The sequence below is a fragment of the Kosakonia sacchari SP1 genome, assembly GCF_000300455.3.
In the GTDB taxonomy this organism is placed as follows: domain Bacteria; phylum Pseudomonadota; class Gammaproteobacteria; order Enterobacterales; family Enterobacteriaceae; genus Kosakonia; species Kosakonia sacchari.
Genome location: NZ_CP007215.2, coordinates 2,555,074 through 2,573,468 on the forward strand (window position 1 = coordinate 2,555,074; position 18,395 = coordinate 2,573,468).

Below are 18,395 nucleotides of genomic sequence, written 5' to 3' on the forward strand. Positions count from 1 at the left end.
TACATTGTCAGCCAAATGCCACAAAACCGACAACCCCACAAAACAAATATCTCTATTTTTCAAAAAGTTGAATCAGGAACAGGATTTGCAACAACCAGGAATAATTCCGTAAACGGAGGTACTTTCCATGATGTCCTGTTCATCCACCGCAAGCGGTTCACGGTGTCAGTCAACGCCGTCTGAGCCGCTTTCTGCTGCCATCGCCGGTAAAGTGGCGCTGCACCCGTGCTACTCAAAAAGCGGTCATCACCGCTTTGCACGGATGCATTTACCGGTAGCGCCTGCCTGTAACCTGCAATGTAACTACTGCAATCGCAAATTCGATTGCAGTAACGAATCCCGGCCAGGTGTCTCATCCTCGCTTTTAACCCCCGAACAGGCGGTGGCGAAAGTACGACAAGTTGCGACGTCTATCCCGCAACTTTCGGTGGTTGGCATTGCCGGGCCGGGCGACCCACTGGCGAATATCGTACGGACCTTCACCACCCTTGAGATGGTGCGTGAACAGTTGCCGGATATGAAATTGTGCCTCTCCACCAACGGCTTAATGCTACCGGACGCTGTTGATCGGCTGGTCAGTCTCGGCGTCGATCACGTGACGGTGACCATCAATACACTTGACCCGGAGATTGCCGCGCAGATCTACGCCTGGCTGTGGCTCGAGGGTGAACGGTACAGCGGACGCGAAGCGGGTGAAATATTGATAGCCCGCCAACTGGAGGGCGTTCGTCGCCTGACGGCGCAAGGCGTGCTGGTGAAAATCAACTCGGTGTTGATCCCCGGTATTAACGACTTCGCGCTGGCCGATGTCAGCCGCGTACTGCGCGGGGCTGGCGCGTTTATCCATAACATTATGCCGCTGATAGCCCGCCCGGAGCACGGCACGGTGTTCGGTCTTAACGGCCAGGCGGAACCCGATGCAGAGATGGTCGTACGTGTGCGCGAAAGCTGTGGCGAAGTGATGCCGCAAATGACGCACTGCCAGCAGTGCCGTGCTGATGCGATTGGCATGCTCGGCGAAGATCGCAGCCAGCAATTTGCCCTGGCCTCTGTAGAACCCACGCCGCAGCCGTGGTTGCCGACGCTGTTTCGCCGCGCGCAGCTTCACGCCAGTCTCGTCACCAAAGGCGAATCCGATGACGAGGAAGCCTGTCTGGTGGCGGTAGCGTCGACGCATGGCGAGCTGATCGACTGCCATTTTGGCCATGCGGCTCGCTTTCGTATTTACAGTTTATCTGCTGCGGGCGCGGTGCTGGTCAACGAGCGGTTCACACCGAAATATTGCCAGGGTACGGAGAGTTGTGAACCGCAGGAAAGCGACGCGCGAATGGACGCCGTGCTCGACTTGCTGGCCGATGTGAAAGCGGTTTTCTGCGCCCGTATCGGCTACGAACCGTGGCAAAAATTGCAATCGCGTGGTATTCAGCCCTGCGTCGATGATGCCTGGCAACCAGTCGCTTCATCGCTGTTACGCTGGTGGCAAACGGTGCCGACAAAGGGGCAAAACAAGGGGGTGGCATGATGCCCGTTGATGACTGGCTACGACGTTTGTTGTGGCTTTACCTGCACGGTGAAGGTTGCTACCCGGAAAGAATGGGCTTAAGCGTGAGCGACTGGGAAAACTTGCAGGCGCGTTTCGCCCCGCCTGCGCCAGAAATGCCGGCGGACTGCCGTCTGCGGCAAAAGCTGATGAGCGAACTTAACGCCACGCGCACCGCAGAGCACGCAGAGCTGGCACAGTGGCTGGCGTGCCATATGTCGGCCGATGCCGCACCGATGCAGCACATTATTGCCAGTGTCTCACTGGCTTTTAATCACCTGTGGCAGGACCTGGGACTCAGCTCTCGCGCAGAGTTACGGGAGCTGATGAGCGATTGCTTCGCCCCGCTTGTTGAGATGAACAGCAACAATATGCGCTGGAAAAAATTTTTCTACCGCCAGCGTTGTCTGCATAGCGAAGGCGAAGTGGTGTGCCGCTCGCCGAGTTGTGATGCCTGCTGCGAACGCCCGCTCTGTTTTGACCCCTCGTAACGTAACCAGCCTGATATAGCGGATAATCAGGCTTTAATACCGCGCCAAAACTCGCGGCGCCTGTACACTTACCGCTTTGCTATCCTATTCTTTCACCATAAAAGTCAAATATTTTGCCGCAGTCACACGGTTCCGGTAGCCAGGGTGTTAATGTTGCTTATATATTTGGAAAAATTATACAAAAGTACACGGTGTGCGAGGTGGCGAATGTATTCTTTTGTGGCCAGACAGGCGATTTTTGATAAGCAATTGAACACCGTCGGTTACGAACTCCTCTTTCGGAACAGCATGGATAACCGCTTCCCCGATATGTCTGCGGAACAGGCCACCACGCAGTTAATCGAAGAGCAGTTCCTCAGTGCACCGGTGGGCCGTAAGAGCGACAACAGTACGGTTTACGTCAATTTTCCCTACCAGTTGCTGGTGGAAGGCCTCGCGGAAACGCTGCCAGTAAACCGCGTGGTGATTGAAATTCTGGAAAACGCCGAACCGGATCTCAAACTGCTGGAAACCGTCAAACGAATGCACACGCTGGGATTTCGCATTGCGCTGGATGATTTCGAACCCGGAAACCAGTGGGAAGCCTTTATGCCCTATGTCAACGTGATTAAATTTGACATAAGGCGAAGCCCGCGCGAAAAAATTAGCGACTATATCCTCGCCAATCGGGAATTATTACGCCATGCGGTTTTTCTGGCTGAGAAAGTGGAAACTTACGAAGAGTTTGAGACTTTTAAAAAATTGGGTTTTCATCTTTTTCAGGGCTATTTTTTCAGCAAACCTGTGGTCACTAAACGAAATAAACTGGCGCAAAATCGTGCGTTTGCCCTGAAGCTTATGCAGGAAGTTAACGTTGAATCACCCAATTTAAACAAAATAGAAGATTTGCTGAAACGCGATGTTTCACTCTCTTTTAAAATTATGCGTTATGCGCAAAACATTTTATATAACACGCGCGGCATTAGCGGTTTTCGCAATCAATCACTGCGTGACATCGTGGTCTACCTTGGCATCAGCGAAATGCGCCGTTTTGTACTGGTGGCGTGTCTGACCTCCTTCGAGGATGTCACCAACACCGAAATCTATTACCTGAGCCTGATCCGCGCCAAGTTCTGCGAACTGGCAGCGGCGCGCACTTCGTCCAATAATATTTCTAACGACGCCTTTATGGCGGGTCTCTTTTCGCTGCTGGATGTGATCCTCGGTCTACCGCTGGAAGAATTGATGGCGCAAATCGCTGTCTCGTCGGAAGTTGCCAAAGCGCTTGAGACCAATAGCGGTGAACTCTACCCCTACGTGCGGCTGGCGCGCCTGTACGAGCAGCGGATGTGGGATGAAGCCAGCGATGTGGCACATGAAATTGGCTTACCCAACTCGGCGATTTCAGAGCTGATGAACCAGGCAGCAAAATGGGCAGATGAACTGCCGATTACTATTTCCCATTAATTTTTCTGCGCACTGAACACCGTGTGCAGAAAATAAACCCCAGCACAAAGATACTGTTTGAAACAATATTTCACTTTACTGAAGTATTATTCACTCACCTTTTTAACAACCTCTCCTGCCTTAATCTAAATTAAAAATCCGATGTGTGCTATTGCACAAAAATCATAGCAATATGTGATTGAGATCAGATAAATAGATCAATCTTTCCTAAAATATTGCCGTTATTAATATTACCTTTCTTTACATAGTTGTGGATTATGAAAAAAATAGCGCAGGCCACCGTATTAACCAAACTGCTTATCGGCTTCTCCATCTTGATCGTCATGATGTTGCTGCTGGGCATTGTTTCTATTTATCAACTTAACAGCACCAATAAAAATATTGACCAATTCCGCGAAAGCAGAATGCCAGGCGTTCGCTATACTCTTGAAATGCGAGGCGTCTTAGCAGAAATGCGTTTGCAACAGGTGCAGTATATTGCCTCCACCACGCCTGCGTCGCTGGATCAACACCGCGGCGAATTGCTGCAAAACCAGGCAACCTTTCTGAATGCTCAGCAGCAGTACGCAAAAATCTCGGCCAATGAGCCGCAAGAGATGCGCGCGCTGTTCACTACCGTGGTGGATAACTTTAAAAACTTTGTCGACGTTAACGCCAAAGTGATCGACGCCATGAATCGCGGCGATGCTGCGGAAGCGGCCAAAATCAGCGGCGCGGTATCCGCAAAATATCGTACCCAGTTAATGAAAGATCTGGCGACGCTGGTGGATATGGAAGTCGCGATTGGTGATAAAGCCGGGGAAGATTCTCAGGCGGGTTATCGCCAGGCGCTTTATTTGCTGAGCGGCTTACTGCTGCTGGCGCTGATCGCCACCGGCGTGATTGCGCTGTTTATTTCGCGTAATCTCTCCCGCCAGCTTGGCGGTGAACCGGCCTATGCGATGTCGATTATGAAGGCAGTCGCTGACGGCAAACTGGGCACCCAGGTTGCGCTGCGCGATGGCGACAGCGAAAGCCTGCTGGCGACTATTCATTTAATGAACAGTAAACTGGCGGAAATTATCACCGGTATTATTGACGGCAGCGAATCGATTTCCCACGCCGCAGGCGAAATTGCCGAAGGCAACAACGATTTGTCACAGCGTACCGAAGAACAAGCAGCATCATTGGTGCAAACGTCGTCGAACATGCAGCAAATTACCGAAAACGTGAAGAGTAACGCCGAAAACGCCCGCAAAGCGAGCGATCTGGCGCGCCAGACGTCACAAACGGCGGTCAAAGGCGGTAAAGAGGTGCATGACATGCTGAAACGCATGCATGAAATCTCTGATAGCTCGCAGAAAATTGTCGACATCATTTCGGTGATTGAAGGCATCGCCTTCCAGACCAATATCCTGGCGCTGAACGCTGCCGTTGAGGCTGCACGTGCCGGTGAACAGGGTAAAGGTTTTGCCGTAGTGGCAGGTGAAGTGCGCAACCTGGCGCAGAAAAGTGCCGATGCGGCGAAAGAGATCAAACAGCTGATTGAAGGCACCGTTGAGAAGATAACTGACGGTTCCCGCTACGCCGATACCGCCAGCCGCGCGATGGAAGAGATTGTGACCTCCGTAAACAAAGTGACGGATATTGTTGCTGAGATCTCCGCCGCCTCTACCGAGCAACATCAGGGGATCAAAGAGATTAGCGTCGCGATTGATCAGATGGACCAGGTGACCCAGCAGAACGCCACGCTGGTGGAACAAGCGGCGGTTGCCGCCCAGTCAATGACCGAACAGAGCGAGATACTGCGCGACTCCGTGCGCTTCTTCCAACTGGCGCGTTGATCGTAGCCGTGCCACTCGCTTTGGGTGGCACGGCGTTTTCCTGCTACATGACGATGCTTTTCGGCTCCATAAACGCCGCCAGTCCCCAGCGCCCCATTTCACGCCCGATCCCTGAATGTTTAAACCCGCCAAATGGCGCGGCAGCTTCGTGCGCCAGCGTATTGATCAACACCCGCCCGGCGGTGATTTGCCCGGCAACGCGACGTGCGCGTGCGGGATCGCGGCCCAGCACCAGCGCACTTAAGCCATAATCGGTGTCGTTAGCAATAGCGATCGCCTCGGCCTCATCCCGATAGGCGATCACCGATAACACCGGGCCAAAAATCTCTTCGCGCGCAATACGCATGCTGTTTTTGACCTCGCTAAACAGTGTCGGCCGTACCGACCACCCGCGCTCGCATCCGGCTGCGCGCCCTTCTCCACCCGCTAACAGGCGCGCGCCTTCCTGCTGACCAAGACGAATATAGGACTGCACGCGTTGCCACTGTTTTTCGCTGACCATCGGGCCAACTTCCGTGGTGGGATCGTGCGGATCGCCCGATCTTACCGCCGCGACAGCCTGCGCCAGCGCCGCTTCGCACTCGGCTTTGCGTGAGGCAGGCACCAGAATTCGCGTTCCCGCGACACAGGCCTGGCCGCTGTTCATAAACCCGGCCTGAATCGCCAGTGGCACGGCGTCGGCTAAATCAGCATCCTCCAGAATAATGGTCGGCGACTTGCCACCCAGTTCCAGCGTGACGCGTTTAAAGGTTTCTGCTGCGTTACGCAAAATGGCTTTTCCCGTTGCCGTCGAGCCGGTAAAAGAGATTTTCGCCACGTCCGGATGACGGCTGAGCGTCTCACCAACCACCTCGCCGCGCCCGGTCACAATATTGAACACACCCGGCGGCAACTGCGCCTGGTGCAGTGCCTGCGTGACAATGTGGGTTTGCAGCGCACTCATCTCGCTCGGTTTAACCACCGCCGTGCAGCCTGCGGCAAGTGCCGCCGCCAGTTTGCCGCAGATAAACCCGGCATCGCTGTTCCACGGCGTGATCAATCCGGCGACGCCGAGCGGTGTCATCACCACGCGCGCCTGACCAACCACGGATTCGAACTCAAACGCTTTCAGCGCGTTGATCGCCGCCTCGATAACCGAAACCGGATAATGCGCCATCCAGCTGGCGCGCGATGCCGGCGCGCCATATTCCTCGACAATCGCCTGCAACAACGCGGGCTGGCAGGCTTCCAGCGCATCGCGCATACGCATCAGAGCGGCAATGCGTTCATCGCGGCTGGTTTGCGACCAGCCGGGAAACGCCGCTTTTGCCGCCGCAATGGCGTTAAGCGCATCGGCTTCATTAGCGAGCCGCACCTGACCGGTGCCTTCGCCGGTTGCCGGGTTAAACAGGTCGAAACGCTCTGTACCCTGCGGCGTGAGCCATTCGCCATTTATTGAAATCTGTTCAATCGCATGCATAACCACCTCCTCTTCACAATAAAGCCAGTGTGGCACGGCTTTATCGCGCTGATAATCCACGCTATGCTGCAAAGGTTATTGCGAAATTCGGGATAATCTATGCATCGTTCAGGTTTGATTGAGCTGGAAGTGGTGATGGCCGTCATGCGCCGGGGCAGTTTTCGCGCCGCCGCGCAGGAACTGGGAATGTCGCCAACCGCGGTGAGTAACGCTATTGCCGGGCTGGAGAGCCGCCTGGCGATTCGGCTGTTTCACCGCACCACCCGCAGCGTGGCGCTGACCGAAGCCGGGCAGCGATTTGTTGCGCGTATTGGCCCGGCGCTGCGCGAAATCCAGCACGCGCATGAAGAGATCCACAGCGTGGCGGAAGAACCTTCCGGCACATTGCGCCTGAATGTCCCGCAAGCCGTCGGGCAACTGTTCTTAGATGATCTGCTGGTGCGTTTTCTGGCGCGCTACCCGCAGATACGCATGGAAGTAGCCAGCGAAGCGAAGATGATCGACATAGTTGCCGACGGTTATGATGCCGGGATCCGTCTGGCGGAGTCTGTCCCACAGGATATGATTGCCGTGCCGCTCACGCCGGATATTCGCATGCGCGTGGTGGCAACATCTAAGTGGTTTGCCGAGCACGGTACGCCGCAGACGCCAGACGATTTACGCCAGCACCAGGGCATTTGCATGCGTATGTCCAGCGGCGGAAATTACCGCTGGGAGCTGTCGCGCGACGGTGAGCGATTGTCGGTTGCCGTTCCGCCACGGCTGTCGACCACCGATCTGTTTACCTCGATTGCCGCCGTGCGCGCAGGACTGGGCGTGGGTTTTCTGCCGGGGTTTTACATTGAAGAAGAGTTGCGTAACGGAACGCTGGTGAGCGTGCTGGATGAGTGGACACAGCCGTTTAAAGGACTGTGTTTGTACTATCCTGGACACCGCCACATCCCTGTGGGGTTGCAGGCATTTATTGCCTTTATCCGGGAGTCGCGTTAATTACTCGAGGTGCGCGCGATCGAGTCCGTAGGCTTTATCCAGCGCGCCAGGTAAGGTTTGCGACAGTACCATCAGGCGGTTCCAGCTATTAATGATGGCAATGGAAAACGCCAGTTCGGAAAGCTCCACTTCGCTGAAATGCTCCCGCGCCTCACGGTACAGCTCATCAGGCACGCCATGCGCGTCGAGTTTGGTCAACGCTTCACACAGCGCCAGCGCGGCTTTCTCTTTGGCGGTAAACAGTGGCGATTCACGCCAGATAGCGACGTGGTAGATGCGCAGCTCGCGCTCACCGTGCAGTTTCGCCTGTTTCACATGCATATCCAGGCAGAATGCGCAGCCGTTGAGCTGCGAAGCGCGGATATCGACCAGATTTTTAATACCAATATCCAGACTGCTGGCGTGCGACGCCTGGCTGGCATCGCCGAGGGTTTTGATTAATGCCGGAACGGTCTGGAACAGATTTACGCGATTGCTCATCGTCTTTAGCCTCGTTTATGGATTCAACAACCGCTATAGTACGCTTTTATGCCATAGTAAAAAGATGCAAAAACAGTAAATAGAGGTAGGACATGAAGCCGGGTTATAAAGCCATTTACGAACAGTATCGGCACAGCATTGCCAGCGGGTTGCTAAAACCGGGTGATAAAGTGCCTTCGGTGCGTGTGCTGGCCAGCGAATTGGGTGTCGCGCGCAAAACCGTGGAAACGGCCTGGGCGATTCTGGTCGGTGAAGGCTATCTGGTAAGCCAGGGCGCGCGCGGCACGCGGGTCAACCCGGATCTGGTGCTGAGCGAGCCATCCATCCCGGACATTGCGCCGCAGGCAGCAGACGCGCCAGCGGGCATTGCGGACGTGCTGCGCGATCGCCCCGGTTTTTTGCGCCCCGGCATTCCGTCTCTCGACGCCTTCCCCTACAAAAAGTGGCTGCTGTTGTGCGGCAAAGCGGTGCGTTCGATGTCGCCAATGGAGATGACCAACCCGCCGCTGCTGGGTTACACGCCGCTGCGCGAAGCGATTGCCCATTATGTGAATGTGTCGCGCGGTTTATCCTGCACGGCCGATCAGATTTTCATCACTAGTGGGTACAGCAACAACCTGCGGTTGATCCTCAATGCGCTTACCACGACACGCGATAAAGTGCTGTTTGAAGATCCCGGTTACTATTTTGGTACCCAGGCGCTGAAACGTGCCGCCAATAATCTGCACTTTGTCCCGGTGGACAGCCAGGGCCTGAATGTCGACTATTTGCAGCAGTATCACCGTGATGCGCAGCTGGTTTTTGTGACACCGTCACATCATAGCCCACTGGCGGTGACCCTTTCGCTCCCGCGCAAGCAGCAATTGCTGACCTGGGCAAGCCAGCATAACAGCTGGATTATCGAAGATGATTACGACGGCGAATTCCACTACACCCGCAAAGTGCTTCCGTCGCTGAAAAGCCTTGATACTGATGATCGGGTTATCTATATGGGCACTTTCAGCAAGACGGTGATGCCTGCGCTGCGCATTAGCTATATTGTCATGCCGCGCGCGACACTTGCCGCATTTCGTGAAACGGCCGAACTTACCGAAAGCGGTCAGCCGGTGCTGACGCAGAAAATCCTCGCGGCGTTTCTCGGCGAAGGTCATTTTTATAAGCATTTAAAAAAGATGCGTACGCTCTATTCGCAGCGCAGAAAGTATGTGCTGGACGCGCTGGAGCACATTTATCCGGGGCTTTTTACCGTGGAAGTGAGCGATGGTGGCATGCATATCGCCGCGTTTTTACGCACCAGCACGCAGGATACCGCGCTAGCGGACATCTGGCAGCGGTTTCAATTGCAGGTTAGCCCGCTTTCGCGCTGGTATAACACCTCCGCCAAACGCTACGGCGTGATTATCGGTTATACCAATGTGAGATCAGCGGAAGAAGCACTGGCGCTATTGCAGCGCCCGGCTGAGGAAACACGGGCGCTGCTGGCGGTCAATGATATTAAGGCAAGCTACTGACGAAGGAGAGATCCCACGCCGTGGCGAGAAGCGAGAAGCTGACCAGCAGGGTCAACGCTAATGAGATAGTTCTGTCGGACTTTTCCATCGCACGTCCCTCTCTGTTGTGGGTTTCGCTATCAGACTGAAAAAATCGAAAGATCGATGACTCTCCACAGCAAAGTTTAGGTTAATTGATAATTTTTGCCTGGTGTCATTTTGTGCGGAAGCACATCGGTATCCACCATTTGCAGTAAATCAATCTCGATGGCGTTGCTGATAGCGTCCAGCGGCAGATCGTTATCCTCTTCGCCAAACGGGTCTTCCAGCTCTTCTGCCAGCGTATCCAGCGAAATAAAGGTGTAGGAAATCAGTACCGAGATAAACGGGGTCATAAAGTGCAAATCCACCACCAGCGCGAACGGCAGCATGATGCAAAACAGGTACACGGTGCGATGCAGGATCAACGAATAGGCAAACGGCAACGGCGTGGTAAAAATGCGTTCGCAGCCAGAAAGCACGGCGGACATGTCGTGCAGCCGCTGGTTGATACTGCTGAATAAAACATCCGAAAGCGCGCCCTGCGCTCGGCGTTCACCTAGCCATTCGCCCATTAATAACAGAATGCGGTTGGCTGGTGAATGCGCGTTCAGCACGTTATGCAGATCGTCTGGCGTCAGGTATTTCGCCAGCACGTCGCCTTGTGGCTTGCGGCGCAACGTCATGCGCAAAGAGTGCGCGAAGGCGATTTGCAACTGAATAAAGTGCCGTAATCCCTCATCATCTGGCAGCGTGGTTTTCACTTCACGCAGCAGCGAACGCGAAGCGATCATCAACTGTCCCCACAACACCCTTGCTTCGCTGTAGCGGGCAAAACAGGCGTTGTTACGAAAACCTAAAAAGATAGCGATAGCGACACCGAGAATGCTGAACGGCGCGACGGTCAGCTTGATACCCAGCGAGGTGTACCACGGCAGCATCCAGATCACCGCGATGGAGAGCAGGAAATTCATCAGTAAACGCGAGGTGATTTTTGGCAGTACGGAACCGTGCCAGACAAAAAGACGGGGAAGCCAGTGTTGTTGAGGTCGAACGATCATCTTGAATTGTGTGCATTAGGGAGAGCGGCATTATTAAACGTGATCGCAATCACAGTTGCAAGTTTGATAATAAATTGTGACAAAAAATCGCTCTACTGGACGATTGATGGCGCAGAAGTTGCTGAAACCTGTTATACAACTATTTAATAGTATGTTGTAACTAATAAAGGATAAGCACCGTTTCCCGCGTTGTTACTCCGCTTGTCGCTCAGCGGTTGCCCACCAGCCATTCGGTAAATGCGGTAAAAAAAGAAAAACCCGGCCGGAGCCGGGTTGGATATTCACTTAATATTGTGCGATTAGCACAGCGGTTTAACCGCATCACGCATGCCACGCAGCAGAATAGCGTCCAGATCCAGCGAAACCAGCTCTACCAGACCCGCCACTTTAGTCAGATCCTGTTCCCAGTGATCGCTTACGGAGAGCACCGCTTTTACCAGTTCGCTGGTGCTGATCTGGCGATCGCCATGCTGGCTCCAAAGCTGCCGGTAGCGCTCGATCCAGTGCGCGTCATCCTGCACCGGATACGCCTGCCCGTCGCGTTCACCGCGATAGAACGCAATCAACGCCGCCAGCGCAAAAGTCAGGCGCGCAGGCAGTTTGCCGTGGGCTTTTTGCCCTGCCAGCAATTGCGGCAGAATGCGGGTACGGAATTTTGTCATGCCGTTCAGGGCAATCGACAGCAACTGGTGTTTGATGTACGGGTTACGGAAACGCCCGGTCACTGCACTGGCGAAAGATTCCAGCTCATCGCGCGGCAGATCCAGCACCGGAATAATCTCTTCGTAAATCGCTTTTTCTACAAACGCACAGATTTCGCTGTCGTTCATAGCTTCACCTACAGTATCCAGACCCGCCTGATACGCCACCGGTACCAGTGCAGTGTGCGCACCGTTGAGGATCGCCACTTTACGCTCTTTATACGGTTTAATATCGTCAACAATCAGTACGTTAAGCGGGAATTTATCCAGGCGCAGCTCAGCCGCCAGCGATTTCGGCCCCTGAATCACAAACAGGTAGAAGTGCTCAGCGGTATCAAGGAACGAATCCTGGTAGCCCAGCTCCGCTTCCAGTTTCGCCACTTCATCACGCGGGTAACCGGTAACGATCCGGTCAACCAACGTGGAGCAGAAGGCGTTGGCGTTATCCAGCCACTGAGTAAACTCCGCGCCCAGCGCCCACTCCTGCGCATAACGCAGCACCAGCTCGCGCAACGCGTCGCCGTTGTAATCAATCAGTTCACAAGGAATGATCACCCAGCCTTTATCTGCCGCGCCAGCGAAGTGCGTGAAACGTTCGAACAGCAGGCGCGTCAGTTTGGCCGGGTAGCTAACGGCCGGGGCATCGTCAAATTTATCGCCCGCATGGTAACTGATGCCCGCTTCAGTGGTGTTTGAAAAAACAAAACGGATATCCGGGTTATGGGCAAGTTTCAGGAACTCGTCGTACTGGGAATAGACGCTGATTTCACGGTTTACAGAGCGGATCAGGCGCGCGTCGCTCACCGCTTCGCCCTGCTCATTCAGACCGCGAATAATGGTGGTATACAGGCCATCCTGAGTGCTCAGGGACGGCGGGAAATCACTTTGAATAGGGCGAACAACCACCACACCGGCGTTCAGGTCGGTGTGCTCATTCAGCAGATCGATTTGCCAGTCGACAAAAGCGCGCAAAAAATTCCCTTCGCCGAACTGAATAATACGTTCAGGATATTCAGCGCCGGGAAAGTTGCGACGGTTTAATGTGTTCACAGTGGGTTCCTTTTTTGATTAGTCATACAACCTGGGGGGATTGGTGTAATAACTTACCAGACTTTTAGACCATGAAACCCTGTTTTGATCAAAATGGGATGTCTTATTGGCGCGAATTATAAGAGCTTGTAAAAAATTGTCGTCGCCGTCACATTTCCGTCCGGCATCAGCGCAAAGCGCGGGATCTCACCCACCCGCTGCCAGCCGCATTGCTGGTAGAAATGTTCCGCTCCGCTGCCGGTGGAGGTATCGAGCACCAGCACGGTTTTACCGTGCGCCAGCGCCTCACTTTCCAGCGCATCCATCAGGCGACGCGCCAGCCCCTGACGGCGGGCTTTTTCATGTACCAGTAATTTTGACACATCGGCGCGATGCGGCTGGTTTTCAGGTTGTTCCAGCACCACCTGCACGGTGCCAACAATCTTACCGGCGTCATCTTGCGCCACCAGCACAATGCGTTCCCCTCGCGCGGCACTTGCGGCGACGCCAGACCAGAATTGCAGGGATTTCTCACGCGAAAGCGGATGCATGAAGCTGACAGAAGCGCCGCCGGAAACGCAGTTTTCCAGCACTTCGCAAAGGGAATGAATTTGTGACGCGAGCGCTTCGCCCGCCAGCGAATGGATATGATAAGTGGTCATTTTTGTTCCTTAAAAACAACCACTATCAGCTTTACAACTTATTAACACAAGCCCAGCAAACATAGGTTTTTGTGATGATTCAGCGGCCGCGATGGTTGCGCTCTTTCATGGCATACATCTGTTGATCTGCCGCCTTCATCCACGGCTTCAGTTCACCGCAGCCATCGTGATCAAACTCACTGATCCCCCAGGAAAACGCCAGCTTCCACGGCTTACCGGAGCTCTGATTCCACGCCTCAACCTGTTCTACCAGATGCTGCATCGCAATCCATGCGCCCTGCTCATCGGTATCGGAAAAGAGGATCGCGAATTCGTCGCCGCCGTAGCGCACCCGCAGATCCGCTTCGCGCAGGCTGGCGCTCATAACCGTGGCCATCGCTTTCAGCGCTTCGTCACCTTCGCCATGGCCCCAGGTGTCGTTAATCGTTTTGAAATTGTCGAGATCGATCCACGCCAGCGTTAACGGTTCCGCGCGCCGACGCGCGCCCACTATGGCGAACTTCGCCAGGCTTTCAAAACCGCGGCGGTTAAATAAACCGGTCAGTTCGTCCGTGGTCGCCGCGCTCATCACCGCGAACTCATCTTCAACGATCATGGCAAAATCTTTCAGGTAGTCCCGTTCTGCGTCCGTGAACTGCCGCGCGGTGCTATCCACCAGGCAGAATGCGCCCACCACCGCGCCGTCCGGCAAACGTAATGGATACCCGGCATAGAAACGGATATTCATCTCCCCGGTCACCAGCGGATTGTCGGCAAAACGATCATCGCCGTGGGTATCCGGAATAATCAACGGTTCGGTATGCAAGATGGTATGACCACAAAAGGTGATCTTACGCGGCAGCGGTTCACGCACGGCACCCGACGTGGATTTGAAGAAAAGCATCTCTTCATCAACCAGCGTGATCAACGCCGCACGGACATCGAACATACGCTTAGCCAGCCGGGTAAGCCGGTCAAGACGCTCGGTTACGCCGGTTTCCAGAAGCCCGGAGTCGCGCAGCGACGCCAGTCGTTGTTCCTCATCTGCGGGAATAGCAGGTATTTTCATAAGGGGCCGTTTCCATTCTCAGGCTGTTAATGCGCAACACGATAAAAAGTGACGTTAATTTCACGGCATACAGCATAAAGCGTAGCTTATTCAGCACGTTTGTCAGTGTGAGTAGATCTGGTTTTTTCCCAGTCGTTTAGCCTGATAAAGCGCGTCGTCTGCGGCTTTTAACCAGTCGGTAACACTGCGCATTTCCGGTAGCGCGCTGGCAATACCGATGCTCAACGTACATTTGAACGCATGCTCCTGCATCACTGTCATTACCGCAGCCGCATCCATGATCCGGGTTGCCACCGCGTACGCCTCCTCTGCTGGCGTATCGGGCAATAAAATCACAAACTCATCGCCACCGAGGCGCGCGGGCGTGTCCGTTGTGCGGGTGGTGATATGCAAAATTTTCGACACGGTGACCAATAATGCATCGCCAATTTTATGACCAAAGCGGTCATTCACCTCTTTAAAGTTATCAATATCGATAAACATCAACGAGGAGTGGCGCGGCGTCACGTGCAGTTTTTCCAGCTCATACTGAATCCGTTTTTCCAGCAGGCGGCGATTGGCGATATCAAGCAACGGATCCATCATCGCGATACGCTCAAGCTCGCGGCTTTTTATTCGCAACCTGACGGCAATGCTGTCGGTGAGTGCGCTGAGCGCCAGGATATAAATGCCAATGAGCGGCAACGTGGCGAACATCGTTCGCTGTGTCACCTGCAACTCCAGGGGTAAACCGAGCGCCAGCCAGGTAAGTAAGAACGCCGCAAGCAGGGCCAGTGCCGCTTTACGCATCAACCCAAACCCGCCCGCCGATAAGCGGTCAGAGAGCAAAATGGTGGCAATCACCACCGACGGCAGCGGGTTGACCGCCATTAACGCAATCCAGAACCCGCCTGCGCCAGCGTCAAGGACCAGATTTTGATGTTCAATTTGCAGCGGCATCTGCGCGTTGCGCGCGCGCAAAAACGCGAGGGTAGGCCATATAAAGGCATTAGCGCACAGCAACACTACGCTCCACGCGGGGCGATGCAGTTCAAGAAGGACGGAAAGAATGGGGAAAAAGCAGAGTAGCGTTCCCAGAATACGCATCAGATACATCCGCCTGGCAAAACGCTTGCCTGGGATCCGCTCGTGTTTATTCAAATTATCCGATCCGCTCATAACGCGATGATTCCGCTACGTATACGCAATAATAGTATTGACGATAAAAATTAGTAGCAAGCAATTTAATAAGTTATCGATATTAATTGCCGCTATCGTCATCACCAGCTGCGACACGCACGGGGAATTATCCGCCGAGGGCACTTCCCACTATTTCCGGTACGTTATGTTCAGCATCTGTTGTACAGTTACGCCCGCGTTTTTTCGAGTGGTAGAGATTTTCATCCGCCACCGCCAGGAGCGCGTTGAACATTGCCGTTAATTGCCCGGCATCGGCTTGACCATGGCTGATACCAATACTGGCGGTTAAATGCAGCGTTTGCTGCTGCCATTTGAACGGATACAGTGCCACCGTTTCGCGCAGCGTTTCCGCCAGGTGTTTACCGTCGCTGGCATTTTGTGTTATCGCCACGACAGCGAACTCTTCCCCACCCATGCGGGCGAGCACACCGCGCGTATCCAGCGCCCGCTGCACTTTTCGCGCAAAGGCGGTCAGCACCCGGTCGCCACATTCGTGACCATAGTTGTCATTGACACTTTTGAAGTAATCAATATCCAGCAACATCACGGTGATGTGTTTGTTGGTAAAGCGTTTTGCGTCGCGGTTTAACGCCTCATACAAACCCGAGCGCGAGTAAACGCGGGTCAGGAAATCGAAATCGGCGCGCAGGGAAACCTGGCGCATCAGACGGTTTATCGCCTCAACGCTGACTGAGACAATGACCGGGCAAATGGCCATGGTGGCAATCCCCAGGCGCGCGGAGAACATATGCGGGATCTGCAGCGGTGAACTGACGAAAATATTGATATGCCCGCTGGCGACAAGAATTATCTCCAGCCCGCCGGTCAGTAGCGTCACCAGGCATGTCAGCGGCAGTGAGTAACGCACCGCACACCAGATCAGCGCCGGAAGCGGAAACGCCAGGCTGCCTGCACCGCCAATCGCGACCGACGCGACAATCGATACGCCGACGGCGAGCACCGGCATAAAATCGCGCATCTCGACGTTCAGCGGTTTACGCGGCCAGCTCATGGTCAGCATACAAGGCAGGATCAGCACACCCGTTGAGAACTGCTCGCCAAACCAGTCGGCCAGCAGCAGGCCAAACCCCTGACCATTGATCCCCACGGAACCCAGCGCGCCAAAAAACGCGCACAGCAGCGCGGCAAGCAGACAGTAGCCAAAGAGTTTCAGCGCATTAACCGGCTCCGGCGCTTTGGTCATCTGGTTACGTTCAAGCCCGATAAGCTGCGCCATGGTGATGATAAACACCATATTCGAGAAGTTGATAATCAGCGACGCCATGCCCCAGGTGGTGGTGATGGCGTCATACGCCAGCATGGCAACATAGCTAATCAGGTAGTAATGCCAGCGCTGCAAGCAAGCATAACGCGCGAAAACAGCGGCCATCACCGCATTGAGCGGCCAGAAGAGGGAAAGCTCTTCAACCAGGCGCATCATCGCACCCAGCAGATAAAACAGCGTTGTCAGGACAAACACCATGACCGCATTGGTGTACGGCGTCTCTTCCCGAAAAGGGCGGAAAGGGGATGAAAAAAATGCGCGCATCAACTCTCAATCCATATCACGAACATGACTATCGACCCGCAGCACCAGCGGAGCAGAATTACCCGACGCTTTTCAGCGCGGCGTATTCATCTGTATGACCAGCCACTGGTAAATCACCGCAACAATGTATTGTTGTTGCGATTCCGTTAGCGCCTGACCATGCGGGATGTGGTGCCACTTTTCCAGGCATCCACGGCAGCAGGTAGCCGTGGCATGCTGAGCGATAAACACCGGGTGGCCGCGCATTGGCGTCTGTTTGCCATCATTTTGTGGTTGCGCTGGCGCAAGGCGTTTTGCGACAAAATCCGCCGCATGGGAAGCAATCACCTCCGCACCTTTATCCAGACAGTACTGGCGCTCTTTCACACCAAGGCGAAAACGCGAACGAAATGTTGACTGTCCCAGCCGGGCAAACAACGGCGCGAAATCATTCATCAATAGACCGATCTCCCCAGTTTTCGCGTTAACGCTTCCAGCACTGCAACACCAGCCAGTGAGTTGCCCGCTTCATCCAGCTCCGGGCTCCAGACCGCAATCGCCATCTCATGAGGCACAATCGCCACAATGCCACCGCCGACGCCGGATTTCGCCGGTAACCCGACGCGCCAGGCAAACTCTCCAGCGTTCTGGTACATGCCACTGGTCGCCATCAGGGCGTTAATCTGGCGCGCCTGCATCGGCGTCACCACCGGCGTGGCCTGCTGCACGCTGTGTCCGCCATCGGCGAGAAATAAAAAGGTGCGCGACAATTCGGCACAGCTCATTTTGAGTGCGCAATAGTGGAAGTAGTTCTGTAATACGGTGGCGACATCGTTGTGAAAATTACCGAAGGACTTCATCAGCCAGGCGATGGCCATATTGCGGGCGGAGTGCTCGAATTCAGAACGCGCGACCAGGCTGTCGTAAGCGATATCCGGCGCGGCGCAGAGTTTACGCACAATTTCCAGCATGCGCTGGCGCGGTGCGCTAAGGCGGCTTTGCAGCATATCGCACACCACCAGCGCCCCGGCGTTAATAAAGGGATTACGCGGCTTGCCCTGCTCAATTTCAAGTTGTAACAGCGAGTTAAACGGCTGACCGGAGGGATCTTTACCCACCCGCTGCCAGATCTCCTCTTCCGCGTAGTGGTTCATCGCCACCACCAGACTCAGTACTTTTGAAATTGACTGAATGGAGAAACGCTCGTCGGCATCGCCCGCCTGGAAGTGTTCACCCTGCACGGTGCTGATGGCGATACCCAACTTGTTGCCGCTCACCGACGCCAGCGCCGGAATATAATCCGCAACCTTGCCACGCCCCAACAGCGGGCGTACTTCAGTGAGCACCGCTTCCAGTACGTCGTTATCCATCACCGTTGCCACTCTGACTCCTTGCCCACAGGCCAAAAATGGCCTGCGAGTATAACAGA

The 18,395-nt window shown here is 54.5% G+C and carries 16 protein-coding genes; 6 read left to right on the forward strand and 10 right to left on the reverse strand.

The annotated features are described in order from the left end of the window. The first annotated feature begins 127 nt into the window (after window positions 1-127). From nifB to C813_RS35060, 4 genes are all read left to right on the forward strand, one after another. Window positions 128-1,522, forward strand: coding sequence for a nitrogenase cofactor biosynthesis protein NifB (nifB, locus tag C813_RS35045; RefSeq protein ID WP_017456733.1), 1,395 nt, complete (start codon window positions 128-130; stop codon window positions 1,520-1,522). After that, the gene (locus C813_RS35050) at window positions 1,519-2,031 is read left to right on the forward strand and encodes a nitrogen fixation protein NifQ (protein ID WP_017456732.1); all 513 of its coding nucleotides are present in this window, start codon (window positions 1,519-1,521) and stop codon (window positions 2,029-2,031) included. Before nifB ends, C813_RS35050 begins: the two co-directional genes overlap by 4 nt. A gap of 207 nt (window positions 2,032-2,238) precedes the next feature. Then, window positions 2,239-3,477, forward strand: coding sequence for an EAL and HDOD domain-containing protein (locus C813_RS35055; RefSeq protein WP_017456731.1), 1,239 nt, complete (start codon window positions 2,239-2,241; stop codon window positions 3,475-3,477). 257 nt (window positions 3,478-3,734) lie between these two features. Beyond that, entirely contained in the window at window positions 3,735-5,300 is a 1,566-nt protein-coding gene (locus C813_RS35060) for a methyl-accepting chemotaxis protein (protein ID WP_017456730.1), read from the forward strand. Between the two features lie 43 nt (window positions 5,301-5,343). Here C813_RS35060 and C813_RS35065 read toward each other — a convergent pair whose 3' ends face one another. Further along, entirely contained in the window at window positions 5,344-6,759 is a 1,416-nt protein-coding gene (locus tag C813_RS35065; protein ID WP_017456729.1) for an aldehyde dehydrogenase family protein, read from the reverse strand. A 99-nt stretch (window positions 6,760-6,858) separates the two neighbouring features. On the opposite strand from C813_RS35065, the gene C813_RS35070 reads away from it, so the two are divergent. Further along, entirely contained in the window at window positions 6,859-7,749 is an 891-nt protein-coding gene (locus C813_RS35070) for a LysR family transcriptional regulator (RefSeq protein WP_017456728.1), read from the forward strand. Here C813_RS35070 and C813_RS35075 read toward each other — a convergent pair whose 3' ends face one another. Further along, entirely contained in the window at window positions 7,750-8,229 is a 480-nt protein-coding gene (locus C813_RS35075; protein WP_017456727.1) for a carboxymuconolactone decarboxylase family protein, read from the reverse strand. A 92-nt stretch (window positions 8,230-8,321) separates the two neighbouring features. Here C813_RS35075 and pdxR point away from each other — a divergent pair, with 92 nt between their 5' ends. After that, window positions 8,322-9,740: a MocR-like pyridoxine biosynthesis transcription factor PdxR gene (pdxR, locus tag C813_RS35080; protein WP_017456726.1), complete on the forward strand. Its 1,419-nt coding sequence runs from the start codon at window positions 8,322-8,324 to the stop codon at window positions 9,738-9,740. 164 nt (window positions 9,741-9,904) lie between these two features. Here the strand turns inward: pdxR and C813_RS35085 are convergent, their stop codons facing one another. The 8 genes from C813_RS35085 to glsB all read right to left on the reverse strand — a co-directional run bounded on the left by C813_RS35085 (window position 9,905) and on the right by glsB (window position 18,348). After that, window positions 9,905-10,819 (reverse strand): bestrophin family protein, encoded by a 915-nt coding sequence (locus C813_RS35085; RefSeq protein WP_017456724.1) that lies wholly within the window; start codon window positions 10,817-10,819, stop codon window positions 9,905-9,907. A 299-nt stretch (window positions 10,820-11,118) separates the two neighbouring features. Continuing rightward, window positions 11,119-12,570, reverse strand: coding sequence for a tagaturonate reductase (locus tag C813_RS35090; protein WP_017456723.1), 1,452 nt, complete (start codon window positions 12,568-12,570; stop codon window positions 11,119-11,121). A gap of 116 nt (window positions 12,571-12,686) precedes the next feature. After that, window positions 12,687-13,211, reverse strand: coding sequence for a GNAT family N-acetyltransferase (locus C813_RS35095; protein ID WP_017456722.1), 525 nt, complete (start codon window positions 13,209-13,211; stop codon window positions 12,687-12,689). A 79-nt stretch (window positions 13,212-13,290) separates the two neighbouring features. Then, window positions 13,291-14,259, reverse strand: coding sequence for a sensor domain-containing diguanylate cyclase (locus C813_RS35100; RefSeq protein ID WP_017456721.1), 969 nt, complete (start codon window positions 14,257-14,259; stop codon window positions 13,291-13,293). A 102-nt stretch (window positions 14,260-14,361) separates the two neighbouring features. Beyond that, window positions 14,362-15,354, reverse strand: coding sequence for a sensor domain-containing diguanylate cyclase (locus C813_RS35105; RefSeq protein WP_017456720.1), 993 nt, complete (start codon window positions 15,352-15,354; stop codon window positions 14,362-14,364). A gap of 190 nt (window positions 15,355-15,544) precedes the next feature. Then, window positions 15,545-16,987, reverse strand: a complete 1,443-nt coding sequence (locus C813_RS35110; protein ID WP_017456719.1) for a GGDEF domain-containing protein — start codon at window positions 16,985-16,987, stop codon at window positions 15,545-15,547. Window positions 16,988-17,059: 72 nt separating this feature from the next. Continuing rightward, window positions 17,060-17,422, reverse strand: coding sequence for a DUF4186 domain-containing protein (locus tag C813_RS35115; RefSeq protein WP_017456718.1), 363 nt, complete (start codon window positions 17,420-17,422; stop codon window positions 17,060-17,062). After that, window positions 17,422-18,348, reverse strand: a complete 927-nt coding sequence (gene glsB / locus C813_RS35120) for a glutaminase B (protein WP_017456717.1) — start codon at window positions 18,346-18,348, stop codon at window positions 17,422-17,424. The genes C813_RS35115 and glsB overlap by 1 nt, the downstream gene beginning before the upstream one ends. Between the last annotated feature and the right edge of the window lie 47 nt (window positions 18,349-18,395).